This window comes from Collinsella sp. CLA-ER-H11 (assembly GCF_040092445.1).
GTDB lineage: Bacteria > Actinomycetota > Coriobacteriia > Coriobacteriales > Coriobacteriaceae > Collinsella.
In genome coordinates this window covers 83,824-96,985 of sequence record NZ_JBBNLN010000004.1, presented here as the reverse complement: position 1 = coordinate 96,985, position 13,162 = coordinate 83,824, and the positions used below count along the sequence as shown (strand labels likewise).

General features: G+C 61.4%; 11 protein-coding genes. 8 read left to right on the top strand and 3 right to left on the bottom strand.

Annotation, left to right across the window (positions count from 1 at the left end):
• Nucleotides 1–2 precede the first annotated feature (2 nt).
• A complete protein-coding gene (ispG, locus tag AAAX35_RS04325; RefSeq protein ID WP_349116858.1) occupies nucleotides 3–1,085 on the top strand; it encodes a flavodoxin-dependent (E)-4-hydroxy-3-methylbut-2-enyl-diphosphate synthase in 1,083 nt (360 codons plus the stop codon).
• Nucleotides 1,086–2,807: a proline--tRNA ligase gene (locus AAAX35_RS04320; RefSeq protein WP_349116856.1), complete on the top strand. Its 1,722-nt coding sequence runs from the start codon at nucleotides 1,086–1,088 to the stop codon at nucleotides 2,805–2,807.
• Between the two features lie 178 nt (nucleotides 2,808–2,985).
• Here the strand turns inward: AAAX35_RS04320 and AAAX35_RS04315 are convergent, their stop codons facing one another.
• The 3 genes from AAAX35_RS04315 to rpmB form a co-directional block, all read right to left on the bottom strand.
• Nucleotides 2,986–3,750, bottom strand: a complete 765-nt coding sequence (locus tag AAAX35_RS04315; RefSeq protein ID WP_035138543.1) for an aminoglycoside phosphotransferase family protein — start codon at nucleotides 3,748–3,750, stop codon at nucleotides 2,986–2,988.
• Between the two features lie 88 nt (nucleotides 3,751–3,838).
• Nucleotides 3,839–6,487, bottom strand: coding sequence for a bifunctional acetaldehyde-CoA/alcohol dehydrogenase (gene adhE, locus AAAX35_RS04310; RefSeq protein ID WP_349116855.1), 2,649 nt, complete (start codon nucleotides 6,485–6,487; stop codon nucleotides 3,839–3,841).
• A gap of 502 nt (nucleotides 6,488–6,989) precedes the next feature.
• Nucleotides 6,990–7,178, bottom strand: a complete 189-nt coding sequence (gene rpmB / locus AAAX35_RS04305) for a 50S ribosomal protein L28 (protein ID WP_022094725.1) — start codon at nucleotides 7,176–7,178, stop codon at nucleotides 6,990–6,992.
• A 451-nt stretch (nucleotides 7,179–7,629) separates the two neighbouring features.
• Between rpmB and pyrR the strand changes: the two genes are divergently transcribed.
• From pyrR to pyrF, 6 genes are all read left to right on the top strand, one after another.
• On the top strand, nucleotides 7,630–8,214 hold the full coding sequence (pyrR, locus tag AAAX35_RS04300; RefSeq protein WP_117770320.1) for a bifunctional pyr operon transcriptional regulator/uracil phosphoribosyltransferase PyrR: 585 nt from the start codon (nucleotides 7,630–7,632) through the stop codon (nucleotides 8,212–8,214).
• A 4-nt stretch (nucleotides 8,215–8,218) separates the two neighbouring features.
• Nucleotides 8,219–9,163, top strand: a complete 945-nt coding sequence (locus tag AAAX35_RS04295; RefSeq protein WP_055285144.1) for an aspartate carbamoyltransferase catalytic subunit — start codon at nucleotides 8,219–8,221, stop codon at nucleotides 9,161–9,163.
• Nucleotides 9,147–10,436 (top strand): dihydroorotase, encoded by a 1,290-nt coding sequence (locus AAAX35_RS04290; RefSeq protein ID WP_349116854.1) that lies wholly within the window; start codon nucleotides 9,147–9,149, stop codon nucleotides 10,434–10,436. Before AAAX35_RS04295 ends, AAAX35_RS04290 begins: the two co-directional genes overlap by 17 nt.
• A gap of 116 nt (nucleotides 10,437–10,552) precedes the next feature.
• Nucleotides 10,553–11,320: a dihydroorotate dehydrogenase electron transfer subunit gene (locus tag AAAX35_RS04285; protein WP_349116923.1), complete on the top strand. Its 768-nt coding sequence runs from the start codon at nucleotides 10,553–10,555 to the stop codon at nucleotides 11,318–11,320.
• Nucleotides 11,320–12,243: a dihydroorotate dehydrogenase gene (locus AAAX35_RS04280; RefSeq protein WP_022094721.1), complete on the top strand. Its 924-nt coding sequence runs from the start codon at nucleotides 11,320–11,322 to the stop codon at nucleotides 12,241–12,243. The genes AAAX35_RS04285 and AAAX35_RS04280 overlap by 1 nt, the downstream gene beginning before the upstream one ends.
• Nucleotides 12,237–12,953 (top strand): orotidine-5'-phosphate decarboxylase, encoded by a 717-nt coding sequence (gene pyrF, locus AAAX35_RS04275; protein ID WP_035138533.1) that lies wholly within the window; start codon nucleotides 12,237–12,239, stop codon nucleotides 12,951–12,953. Before AAAX35_RS04280 ends, pyrF begins: the two co-directional genes overlap by 7 nt.
• Nucleotides 12,954–13,162: the final 209 nt, after the last annotated feature.

Genomic DNA, 13,162 nt, shown 5'->3' with positions numbered 1-13,162 from the left:
GATTGTCTTTATCCCATCCTTTGCCTCGCGAGTTGACGCGCCCCGTGCATGTGGGCGGTGTGCAGATCGGTGGCGGCGCGCCGGTGGTGGTCCAATCCATGACCTGCACCGATACCGCTGACGCCCAGGCAACGCTTGCGCAAGTGTGCGCGTTGGCGCAGGCTGGCTGCGATATCGTGCGTGTGAGCGTGCCCACCGAGGCCGCGCTTGAGGGTTTCCGCATCATCTGTGCCGAGTCTCCGGTGCCGATCGTCGCCGATATTCACTTTAACCATAAGCTCGCCATCGGCGCCGTCGAGGCTGGTGCCGCCAAGCTTCGCATCAATCCCGGCAATATCGGCGATTGGGCTAAGGTCGACGCGGTGATTGATGCTGCGGGTGCTGCGGGCTGTGCGATTCGTATCGGCGTCAATGCCGGTTCGCTTGAGCAGGATATCGCCGAGCACGAAGACCTCACGCAGCCCGAAAAGCTCGTGATGTCGAGCGAGCGCTTCGTCAAGCACTTTGAGGACCGCGGCTTTACGAACATTGTGCTTTCGGCCAAGGCCCATAGCGTGCAAACGACGCTCGATACCTATCGAGCCCTGTCGCGTGAGATTCCCCACGTTCCGCTTCACCTGGGCGTGACGGAGGCCGGTACCAAGCTTCAGGGCACCATTAAGAGCTCGGTGGGCCTTGGTATTCTGCTGTCTGAGGGTATCGGTGACACCATGCGCGTCTCTCTCACGGCCGATCCGGTTGAGGAGCCGCCGGTCGCCTGGGGAATTTTGCAGTCGCTGGGCCTGCGTCGCCGTGGTCCCGAGATTGTCTCGTGCCCCACGTGCGCCCGCTGCCAGGTTAACCTCATTCCCATCGCCGAGGAGGTCACCGAGCGGCTTAAGAACTACTCCGCGCCGCTTTCGATCGCCGTTATGGGATGCGCGGTCAATGGCCCCGGCGAGGCCTCTGACGCCGACTTGGGCGTTGCCTGCGGACGAGGTCAGGGCCTGCTCTTTTCGCATGGCCAGATCATTGGTAAAGTAGCTGAGGATCAAATTGTCGACGCGCTTATGGCCGAGGTCGACAAACTTATTGAGGAGAAGTAAATGACTCGAGCAATGTATATGTCTAAGCTCTATGCGCCGACGCTTAAAGAGGATCCGGCGGACGCTGAGCTCGCCAGCCACCGCCTGCTGCTCCGTGCCGGCATGATCCGCAAGGAGGCCGCCGGTCTGTATTCTTATCTGCCGCTCGCATGGCGCTCGATCCGCAAGATCGAGAACATCGTGCGCGACGAGATGGACGCCGCCGGCGCCCAGGAGCTTATGATGCCTATCATGGTCGATGCCGAGTTGTGGCGTGAGTCCGGCCGCATCGACGCCTATGGCAAGGAGCTTGTGCGCTTTGACGACCGTCACGGTCGCGAGTTCGTCCTGGGCCCCACGCACGAGGAGACCGTCACGGCCCTGGTGCGCAATGAGCTGCGCTCCTACAAGCAGCTACCCGTTAACCTCTACCACATCCAGGATAAGTTCCGCGACGAGTTCCGCCCCCGCTTTGGCCTGATGCGCGGCCGCGAGTTCATCATGAAGGACGCCTACAGCTTCTCCGCCACGCAGGAGAGCCTGCAGGAGGAGTATGACAAGATGAAGCAGGCCTACGCTAACATCTGCGAGCGCTGCTACATCAAGGCTCTGCCCGTTGTCGCCGACTCCGGCGAGATCGGTGGCGATACCTCCGTCGAGTACATGGCTTTGGCCGACGCCGGCGAGGCTTCGCTCGTCTACTGCGACGATTGCGGCTTTGCTGCCGATGACGAGGCGGCAAGCACCGAGGTCGTCGTGACCGAGGGTCCTGGTGACGGTACGCTCACCAAGGTTGAGACTCCGGGCATGGGCACCATTGAGGCAGTTGCTAAGTTCTTTGGGTTCCCCGAGAACGGCACGCGCAAGTCGCTGGCACTCATCGACGCCGAGGGCAAGCCGGTCGTGGCCATTGTTCCGGGCGATCACGAGCTCAACGATTGCAAGGCCGAGCACGTCTTTGGCAAGGGCTATCGCATGATGACCGACGAGGAGCTTCAGGCGAACGGTCTGCACAAGGGCTTTATCGGACCGGTTAACCTGCCCGATGGCATTCGTCTGGTGTGCGACGAGAGCCTGCGCGAGTCCAAGCAGTGGGCCTGCGGTGCCAACGAGGTCGATTATCACTTTACCGGGGCCTGTCCCGAACGCGACTTTACCGTCGACGAGTGGGCCGACCTGGTCACCGTCGTTGCCGGCGATCCCTGCCCGCACTGCGGCAAGCCGCTCTCTGCTGCTCGCGGCATCGAGGTCTCCCAGGTCTTCCAGCTGGGCACCAAGTATTCCGAGGCCATGGGTGCCACCTTTATGGACGAGGACGGCAAAGAGAAGCCGCTCATCATGGGTTGCTACGGCGTGGGCGTGTCCCGCTCGCTTGCTGCCGTCGTGGAGCAGCACAACGACGAGCACGGCATCGTCTGGCCGGTCTCCGTTGCCCCGTACGAGGTCGCGGTGATTCCGCTCGATCCCAAGAAGGAGGAGTGCGCTACCGTCTGCGAGCAGATCGTTGATGGCCTGTGTGCCGAGGGCATCGAGGTCGTCGTCGACGACCGCGACGAGCGTCCCGGCTTTAAGTTTGCCGATAACGACCTTATGGGTTTCCCGTATCAGGTCGTTCTGGGTAAGCGTGGCCTCAAGAATGGTACTGTGGAGCTCAAGGACCGTGCTACGGGCGAGCGCGAGGACGTGGCGATCGACGAGGTCGTCGCCAAGGTCGCCGAGCTTGTGAAGGCTGCCCGTCGTTAATCGACGATTTCGCTTGTAGTTCGATATGTGGGGCGGCCCCGCATATCTCCAGATCGGGGAGATGCGGGCCGTCCTTTTATCTTGTGGCATCCTCGATATCTAAAAAGGAAAACCCCGCAGCCCATATGAGCTTCGGGGTTTTCCTTGTGCCTCCGATGCGAAATAAATCGCTCAGATATTACTGATAATCGACGACGTCGATCCAGTTCTTCAGGAACTCATCGTTCACGTTGCGCTTACGAGCGAGCTCGGAAGCGGCGACGATGCTCGTCCACTGACGCACGACCTGCATGGGCATGTCGGCGCGGTCGCAGTAGAGCTCCAGGTAGGCCTCGGCCTGATCCTTGCTGTTGAGGGCAAAGAGCAGGTAGGTGGTGGCAACGTCGGCAGCAGGGGAGCCCTGGGTGGCGTGTGCCCAGTCGCACACATAGAGCTGGCCGTCGTCGCCGACGATGACGTTGGAGGGGTTGAAGTCGCCGTGGCAGACCTTGAACTCCTTGGTCATGCCGTCCAGACGCTCCTGAAGGTTGTAGCGCGTGGTGGCATTGAGCTGATCAAGGCTGTCGATCATGCGGGCGTACTTGTCGCGCTGACGGTTGAGCAGCGGGGAGGTGTAGCCGTGGATCTCGATCTGGAGGTCGACGAACATCTCGAGGTACTCACCAAAGCGCTGGGGCTCGGCAGTCATCTTCTCGGCAAGGGTAGTGCCCGGAACCTTCTCGGTCACGAGCGCCCAGCCGTTGGCGTTCTCGAGCTGGGAAACCTCGAGCGCCTTGGGGCTGCGGATGCCGCACTCATTGATGCGGGCAAGATTCAAAGCCTCGTTGAACACGTCGGAGACAGGCTTGGTCTCGTTAAAGACCTTGACAATCTTGTCGCCCAGGTCGTAAACGACCTTGTTGCCACGGCGGACGAGCTCGGTCTTGGAATCGGGTAGCAGCATGGTTGCATCCTTTCAACGATGCGATAGAAGCGACGGCGGGGGTGTGTGAAACACCCGTGCACCCCCGCCGTTAAAAACCGTGCTAAAACTAGCAGACGGCGTAATCCTGGGGCTCGCGGCCGTAGTAGGCGTCCAGGTAGAGCTCCTTGATCTCGCTCATGAGCGGGTAGCGCGGGTTGGCGCCGGTGCACTGGTCGTTGAATGCCTGCTCGGTCATTTCGTCGAGGGTGTCGAGGAAGTACTGCTCGTCAACACCGTAGTCGGCGATGGTCTTCTTGACGCCGATGAAGTCCTTGAGCTCTTCGAGCTTCGTGATGAAGTTCTCGAAGAGCTCCTTGTCGTCCTTGCCCTCGATGCCGCAGTACTTGGCCATCTCGGCGTAGTTGTGCAGCGCGTTGGGGTAAGGATACTGGGAGAAGGTACCCATCTTGACGGGAGCCTCGGCGGCGTTGTAGCGCATGACGCGGGTCAGGATGACAGCGTTTGCGAGGCCGTGGGGCAGGTGATGGAAAGCGCCGAGCTTGTGGGCCATGGAGTGGTTGAGGCCCAGGAAGGCGTTGGCGAAGGCCATACCGGCCATGCAGGAGGCGTTGTGCATCTCCTCGCGGGCGTGCGGGTCCTTGGCGCCGTTCGTGAAGCTGGAGGGCAGGTTCTCGAAGACGAGCTTGGCAGCGCGCTCGGAGAGGCCCTTGGTGTAGTCGGAAGCCATGATGGAGACGTAGGACTCGATGGCGTGGGTCATGACGTCGATGCCGGAGGCAGCGGTCAGGCCGCGCGGGGCGGTCATGCAGTTGTCGGCGTCGACGATAGCCATGTTGGGGAGCAGCGCGTAGTCGGCGAGCGGCCACTTGATGCCGGTCTCCTTGTCGGTGATGATGGCGAACGGCGTGCACTCGGAGCCGGTACCCGAAGAGGTCGGGACGGCGACGAAGTAGGCCTTCTTGCCCATCTCGGGGAAGGTGAAGATACGCTTGCGGATGTCCATGAAGTCCATGGCCATGTCCTCAAACTTGCACTCGGGGTGCTCGTACATCATCCACATGATCTTGCCGGCGTCCATAGCGGAGCCACCGCCGACGGCGATGATGACGTCCGGCTCAAAGAGAGCCATCTGCTTGGCGCCGCGACGTGCGCACTGCAGCGACGGATCGGGCTCGACGTCGTAGAAGCAGTCGTGGGCGATGCCCATCTCGTCGAGCTTGGCCTCGATGGCGCGGGTGTTGCCATTCTTGAAGAGGAACTGATCGGTGACGATGAAGGCGCGCTTCTTGCCCATGACGTTGCCCAGCTCGTCGAGGGCGACGGGCGTGGAACCCTTCTTGAAGTAGACCTTCTCGGGAGCGCGGAACCACAGCATGTTCTCACGGCGCTCGGCCACAGTCTTAACGTTGATCAAGTGCTTCACCCCAACGTTCTCGGAGACGGAGTTGCCGCCCCAGGAGCCGCAGCCCAGGGTCAGAGACGGCTTCATGCCAAAGTTGTACAGGTCACCGATGCCGCCGTGCGAGGACGGGGTGTTGATGACGATACGGCAGGCCTTCATGACGTGCTCGAACAGGCTGATCTTCTCGGCCTGGGCGGGGTGCACGTACAGAGAGGCGGTGTGGCCCGGGCCACCGGCGAGTACCAGGTGCTCGGCCTTGTCGACTGCCTCCTGGAAGTCCTTGGCGTGGTACATGGCCAGGACCGGGGAGAGCTTCTCGTGGGAGAACTCCTCCTTGGCGGGGTCGGTGGAGGTGACCTCGGCGATCAGGATCTTGGTCTTGGCGGGAACCTCGATGCCGGCGAGCTCGGCGATCTTGGCAGCGGCCATGCCGGGGATGCGGTGATCGAGAGCGCCGTTCTTGAACATGGCGGCACGCAGGGCCTCCATCTCGGCACCCTGCTTGACGAAGTAGCAGCCGCGCTTCTGGAACTCGGCCTTAACCTGGTCATAGATGCTGTCGATGACGGTCACGGACTGCTCGGAAGCGCAGATCATGCCGTTGTCGAAGGTCTTTGAGTGGATGATGGAGTTGACGGCGAGCAGCACGTCGGCGGTGTCGTCGATGACGACCGGGGTGTTACCGGCGCCAACGCCCAGGGCGGGCTTGCCCGAGGAGTAAGCGGCCTTGACCATGCCCGGGCCACCGGTGGCGAGGATGATGTCGACGTCGCGCATGACCATGTTAGTCAGCTCGATGGAGGGGACATCGACCCAGCCGATGATGCCCTCGGGGGCGCCGGCCTTGACGGCGGCGTCAAGCACGAGCTTGGCGGCGGCGATGGTGCACTTGGCGGCAGCCGGGTGCGGGGAGATGATGATGGCGTTGCGGGTCTTCAGGCAGATCAGCGTCTTGAAGATCGCGGTGGAGGTGGGGTTGGTCGTCGGGATGACGGCGCCCACGATGCCGATGGGCTCGGCGATCTTGGTGATGCCGTAAGCCTCGTCGCGCTCCAGGACACCACAGGTCTTGGTGTTCTTGTAAGCGTTGTAGATGTACTCTGCGGCGTAGTGGTTCTTGATGACCTTGTCCTCAAGAACGCCGCGGCCGGTCTCCTCGATGGCCATCTTCGCCAACGGGATACGAGCCTTGTTGGCGGCCATGGCGGCCTCATAGAAGATCTTGTCGACCTGCTCCTGCGTGTACGTAGCAAAAAGCGCCTGGGCCTCTCGCATCTGAGCGAGCTTGGCCTCAAGCGCCTCTACGTTGTCCACAATTGCGGGAGTAGTGTTTTCCGGTGACTTTTTCACCATTTGTGTCTCCTTGCGATCGGAGATTTACCCTACGCCTTGCATGATAGCAAGAAATTATTCGGTGAACGGTAAGATTCCCGTAAAAGGCACACTAAAACGCTTCAATAAACTGAAACGCTTTAACTAAAACTATCTGCCTGCTGCATCGCCCCGCTCATTGGGGACAGACTCTCATGAGTATTTCAATGGGAAAACGGGACATCTGTTTGATAATCGCTATTCGCGGGTCGCGGTTGAGTCGGACATACAGGCGGTGCAGCTACTCGATTACATCCATCTCAATCCCGTGTAAGGTGCGTTCGACTCGCTCGAGGCGTACCGTTAGTTACAAGGCATATCAGCTGGGCTATGATCCCTTTGACATCTGCAAACCCTCATGTAAGTCTGTCCCCAATGAGTGCAAAAAGGCGCCCTCCGTAGGGGAGGACGCCTTTGGTAAGTTCTATATGAACGCGAGGTCTTTGACCCGGAGAGTCCGAGGTACTTGTTGGTAAGACCTTATTTAGGAGCGCGCAACCTTGCCGGACTTGAGGCAGGTGGAGCAAACGTTCATCTTGCGACGGTGACCATCGACGACGACGTAGACGCGCTGGATGTTGGGGCGGAACTTACGGTTGGTGACGCGGTGAGAGTGGCTGATGGAGCGACCGGCAACGGGGTGCTTACCGCAAACTTCGCAAACTTTGGACATAACTGACCCTCCTTGGGCGACAAACGAACATGTCGCGTTAACAAACAAGCCTGAACTATAGCACAGAAGTCGCTCCCTGTGCGCAATCTACACAGAGATATTCCTCTTTTGGCGATAGTGCCCACGCCACGGCCCTGGACGTAGATCCGATTTGCGTGCAGCAGAGGGGATTATGCCAGCTCGTGCGTGCGTTTTCAAGCTCGTCCCACAAATATATATAGGTTTATTGGGCTTTGGGCTCCGTTTGCGGATTGCTCTGTATTTATGCTCGCAATTAAGCTCGAGGTTGGCTACACTATCCCTTGACCATTAAAGGGGTACGAGATACCCACATGGAATTACATAGCTGCCAAAGAGCAGCCCTTCCTGTGGGTGTCTGGTCCGCTTTAAGCGGTCGGGCATCTATTTTTTTGACTGTGTCAGCAGTCAAGACATGTGAGGAAGGAGATCGATGGGCACGACTTCCCCCAAGGCGGTCATCATGGACGAGACCGCCGTCAATCGAGCGATGACCCGCATCGCGCACGAGATTCTCGAGCGCAACGAGGGCTGTGAAGACCTCGCTCTGGTCGGCATCGTCACGCGCGGCGACCTTCTGGCAAAGAAGCTCGCCGAGGAGATCAAGGAGATCGAGGGCGTCGAAGTTCCGCTCGGCAGCCTGGACATCAGCTTCTACCGCGATGACTATGCGACCAATTTCGCTCCCGCGATCCACGCCACCAACATTCCCTTTAGCGTCGACGGCAAGCGCGTCGTGCTGGTGGACGACATCCTGTATACGGGCCGTACCATCCGCGCCGCTCTCGACGCCGTCATGGACCTGGGCCGTCCGAGTCGCATTGAGTTGGCAGTCCTCGTTGACCGCGGCCACCGCGAGCTCCCCATCTCGCCGGACTTTGTCGGCAAGAACGTTCCCTCGTCGCATGAGGAGAACGTGCATCTATATATGAAGGAAGTCGACGGCCACACCGCCGTCGAGATTAACGACGTCGCGCCGGGTTCCCACGTGGGCTCCGCGCCGCTGGGAGGTGAGTAGTACCGTGGCGTTCAACCATAAGCACCTGATCGACATTACCGAGTACTCCGAAGAGGACATCAAGCTCATCCTCGAGACCGCCAAGGCGTTCTCCGAGGTCAACGAGCGTGCGATCAAGAAGGTCCCCACGCTCAAGGGCAAGACCATCGTCAACATGTTCAACGAGCCCTCGACGCGCACCCGCAGCTCCTTCGAGCTCGCCGAGAAGCGTCTTTCGGCCGATAGCCTTAACTTTGGCGGCTCCTCGACCTCCACGGTCAAGGGTGAGAGCCTCGTCGACACCGTCGAGACCCTCAACGCCTACAAGATCGACTGCATCGTCGTGCGCGATAAGCACGCCGGTGCTCCCTACATCGTCACGCAGAACTCGCCCGCGAGCGTCATCTGCGCCGGCGACGGCAAGCACAACCATCCCACGCAGGCCCTTCTCGACCTGTACACCATCTGGGAGCACAAGGGTGACTTCCACGGTCTGAAGGTCGCCGTCGTCGGCGATATCTCACACTCTCGTGTCTGCGGCTCGCTGATTCCCGCCCTTAAGATCATGGGCTGCGAGACCTACGCCGTCGCCCCCGGCACGCTGCTGCCGCCGGCGCCCGAGGTTCTGGGCTGCGACCACGTGACGAGCGACCTCGATTCCGTCCTGCCCGAGCTGGACGTCGTCTACATGCTGCGCGTGCAGCAGGAGCGCCTCGAGGGTGCCCCGTTCCCCACGATTCGCGAGTACCACAAGCTCTTCGGCCTGACCAAGGACCGCGAGAAGCTCATGAAGCCCGACGCGATCATCTGTCACCCGGGCCCCATCAACCGCGGCGTCGAGTTCGACTCCTATATGGCCGACCACCCGCAACGCTCCGTCATCCTGGAACAGGTCTACGCCGGTATCTGCGTGCGTATGGCTATCCTGTATCTGCTGCTTGGAGGTGCCGATAATGGCCTTGCTTCTTAAGAATGCCCACGTCGTCGACCCGTCCGTCGAGCTTGACGGTGTCGTTGACGTCCTGATTGACGGCGACAAGATCGCCGAGGTCGGCGAGAATCTCGCCGTCGAGGGAGCCGAGGTCCGCGACCTTTCCGGCAAGTACCTCGTCCCCGGCCTGGTGGATATGCATGTTCACCTTCGCGAGCCCGGCTACGAGGTCAAAGAGGACATCGAGAGCGGTACCCGCGCAGCTGCCAAGGGCGGCTTTACCGGCGTGTGCGCCATGCCCAACACCGATCCCGTCACCGATAACGGCACCGTCGTGGAGTTCGTCAAGTCCCGTGCTGCCGAGGTCGGTCACTGCCGCGTCTATCCGTCGGGCGCCATGACCCGCGGTCTTAAGGGCGAGGCCATGTCCGAGATGGGTGATATGGTCGCCCATGGTGCCGTCGCCTTCACCGACGACGGTCGCGGCGTGCAGGGCGCGGGCATGCTCCGTCGCTGCATGGACTACGGCAAGATGTTCGGCAAGGTCTTTATGAGCCACTGCCAGGACGAGGACCTGGTCGGCCACGGCCAGATCAACGAGGGCAAGGTCTCGACCCGTCTGGCCCTCGAGGGTTGGCCGGCTGCCGGCGAGGAGCTCCAGATCGCCCGTGACATTGAGATCGCCAAGCTGACCGGTGCCAAGCTGCACATCCAGCACATCTCCACCGCTCACGGTCTCGAGCTCGTGCGTGCCGGTAAGGCCGCCGGCGTTCAGGTTACCTGCGAGGCCACCCCGCACCACATGTTCCTGACCGAGAACGACCTGGACGAGACCTACAACACCTCGCTCAAGGTCAACCCGCCGCTGCGTACCGAGGAGGATGCCGAGGCCATCCGTCAGGGCGTCATCGACGGCACCGTCGACGCTATCGTCACCGATCACGCTCCCCACACCCCGTGGGAGAAGGCCCGCGAGTTCGAGCTTGCGCCCTTTGGTATGATCGGCCTCGAGACCTCGCTGTCGCTCGTACTCACCGAGCTGGTCAACACGGGCAAGATGAGCATGGGCCGCATGGTCGAGCTCATGGCCATCAAACCGCGTGAGATCCTGGGTCTCGACCAGGTTCAGGTCAAGGCGGGCTCCGTTGCCGACCTGACCGTGTTCGACGCGTCCGCCACCTGGACGGTTGGCGAGGACGGTTACGAGTCGCGCGCCGAAAACTCCGGTTTCGCCGGCCGCACGCTTACCGGCCGTGCCACCGATGTGTTTGTCGGCGGTAAGCAGACGCTCGCCGACGGCTGCATCTGCTAGCATAGCCTTATCGCTTTTGTGCGCGGTGCCCTTGCGGTGCCGCGCTTTCTGTTCGTTTTGACCATGCAACCGCATGGGGGATTGGAGCGTCTATGCCCACACCTTCCACTGCACGCATGCACGACTTCGAGGTCGTCTCGAACCAGGAGATCGCCGACGGCATCTTCTCGCTCGTCATCTCGGCCCCCAAGCTTGCAAGTGCGCTCAAGCCCGGTCAGTTTGTGAACATTGCCGTGCCCGGCGATGCGTCCTCGCTGCTTCGCGTGCCCCTGAGCTTCTATCGCGCCGACGCCCAGGCCGGCACCGTCGAGCTGTGGTACGCCGTCGTGGGCGACGACACCCGTCGTCTGTCGCAGATGGCCCCCGGTTCCACCTCTAATCTGCTGGGCCCTGGCGGCCGCGGCTGGCTTGTGCCCGAGGGCACCAGGAAGGCGCTGCTCGTTGCTGGCGGCATCGGTGTTCCGCCCGTGCTGTGTCTTGCCGGTATGCTTGCCGAGCAGGGCGTGGATGTTGACGTGTGCCTGGGCTTTGGCACCGCTTCCAAGGCCGTGGGTGTCGATGAGTTCCGCGCGCTGGGCGCCACGGTCAACGTTTGCACCGACGACGGCTCGCTCGGCACGCACGGTTTTTGCACCGATCCTGCCGCCGAGCTGCTCGGCGAGGGCGGCTACGACTACGTCGCCAGCTGCGGCCCCGCTGTCATGATGAAGAAAGTCGCCGCCGCTGCCGCCGAGGCCGGTGCGTACTGCGAGGTGTCGCTTGAGCGCATGATGAGCTGTGGCTTTGGCGCCTGCAACACCTGCAATGTCGAGACGGTCGACGGTATGAAGGGTGCTTGCATGTGCGGCCCCGTGTTCGATGCTTCCAAGGTGGTGGTCTTCTAGTGGGTACCGTGAACATGGCCGTCGATTTCGGCGGCGTCAAGATGCAGAACCCCATCAACACCGCAGCCGGTACCTTTGGCTACGGTTGGCAGTTCCAGAACTTCTTTGATGTTTCCCAGCTGGGCGCCATCACCACCAAGGGTTGCGCAGCCGAGCCCTGGCCCGGCAATCCCGCGCCCCGCATGGCAGAGATTCCCGGCGGTATGATCAACTCCGTGGGCCTTCAGAACCCCGGCGTGGCTGCCTTTGCCCGCGAGTCCGGTCCGTGGCTCGAACAGCTGTCCAAGGACGGCTGCCAGGTCATCTGTCAGGTTGCCGGCCACTCCGTTGACGAGTTTGTCCGCGCGCTCGAGATGTATGTCGAGCTGTGCCCCTGGGCTGCCGGCTACGAGATCAACGTGAGCTGCCCCAATATTGCCGCCGGCGGTGCCGCCATGGGCTCCACGCCCGAGGGCGCCTCTTCCGTTATGGCTGCCTGCCGCAAGGTGACCGATAAGCCGCTGTTCGTGAAGATGGCACCGGTCAACGTCGCCGAGATCGCCAAGGCCCTCGAGGCCGCCGGCGCCGACGGCCTTTCGGTCATCAACTCCATTCAGGGCATGGCCATCGACGTCCATACCCGCAAGTCCCGCGTAGCCAAGCCCAAGGGCGGCCTTTCGGGCCCGCTGTGCCACCACATCGCCGTGCGCATGGTCTGGGAGGTTGCCCAGGCCGTCGATATCCCCATCAACGGTGTCGGCGGTGTCATGACCGGTGAGGATGCGGCTGAGTTTATCCTGGCCGGCGCCACCTGCGTGTCGGTCGGTATGGCCAACTTCGTCGATCCGTGCGCTTCGCTCAAGATCGCGCATGAGCTCGAGGCCTGGGCCGAGTCCCAGGGCGTAAAGGACATCAACGAGCTGGTAGGTGCTTTCGAATGCTAGAGACCGATGCCCGCGACCGCGTAATCGTCGCCCTCGACTGCGATCGTGAGCGTGCGCTCGAGCTCGCCCACGAGCTTTCGGGCCATGCCGCCTGGCTCAAGGTTGGTATGACGCTCTATTACGCTGAGGGCCCCGAGATCGTCAAGACCTTTAAGGACCTGGGCTTTAAGGTCTTCCTTGACCTTAAGTTCCATGACATTCCACATCAGGTTCGCGGTGCCGCCCGTTCGGCCTCGCTTGCCGGTGCCGACCTGCTCTCGGTTCACGGCTTGGGTTCGGGCGCCATGCTCGCTGCCTGCCGCGAGGGTGCCGAGGAGGCGCGCGAGGACCGCGCCAAGCTCGTCGCCATCACCGTGCTCACGAGCATGAATCAGGATGCCTTGAGCGAGATCGGCGTCGAGTCGCCTGTGGCCGAGGAGGCCGCCCGCCTGGCAAAGCTCGCTCAGGCCAACGGCATCGATGGCATCGTGTGCTCGCCGATGGAGGCTCACGACATGCGTGAGCTGCTGGGTCCTGATGCCCTGATCGTGACTCCGGGTGTGCGTCCGGTGGGCGCCGCTCTTGGTGACCAGTCCCGCGTGGCGACGCCTTCCCAGGCTATCGAGCGCGGCGCAAGTCACATTGTGGTGGGCCGTCCCATCACCGGCGCCGACGATCCGGTTGCCGCCTTTGACGCCATCGTCGCCGAGCTGGTCGAAAACGTCGCGTAAAAGATTCCCCTAAGTCACCACTTTTGGGTCTCATTAGCACAAAATAGCCCCTGTGCCTGCGAAAACTTTCCCATCCTTTGTGTGGAATCGCAGGTCAGGGGCTTAACTTTGGGCGCAGTATATTGCACTTTTTGCGGGTATCGTCTAACCTATGGAGCCGCGATTGGGCATTTTGTACGTTCTACGTGCTAAAATGCCAATTATTGAAT

Excerpts from the sequence above, each read along its gene's own strand:
- AAAX35_RS04315 (WP_035138543.1), bottom strand. The coding sequence starts at position 3,750 with ATGCTGCTACCCGATTCCAAGACCGAGCTCGTCCGCCGTGGCAACAAG.
- pyrF (WP_035138533.1), top strand. The coding sequence starts at position 12,237 with ATGCTAGAGACCGATGCCCGCGACCGCGTAATCGTCGCCCTCGACTGC.
- AAAX35_RS04290 (WP_349116854.1), top strand. The coding sequence starts at position 9,147 with ATGGCCTTGCTTCTTAAGAATGCCCACGTCGTCGACCCGTCCGTCGAG.
- AAAX35_RS04320 (WP_349116856.1), top strand. The coding sequence starts at position 1,086 with ATGACTCGAGCAATGTATATGTCTAAGCTCTATGCGCCGACGCTTAAA.
- adhE (WP_349116855.1), bottom strand. The coding sequence starts at position 6,487 with ATGGTGAAAAAGTCACCGGAAAACACTACTCCCGCAATTGTGGACAAC.
- pyrR (WP_117770320.1), top strand. The coding sequence starts at position 7,630 with ATGGGCACGACTTCCCCCAAGGCGGTCATCATGGACGAGACCGCCGTC.
- rpmB (WP_022094725.1), bottom strand. The coding sequence starts at position 7,178 with ATGTCCAAAGTTTGCGAAGTTTGCGGTAAGCACCCCGTTGCCGGTCGC.
- AAAX35_RS04285 (WP_349116923.1), top strand. The coding sequence starts at position 10,553 with ATGCACGACTTCGAGGTCGTCTCGAACCAGGAGATCGCCGACGGCATC.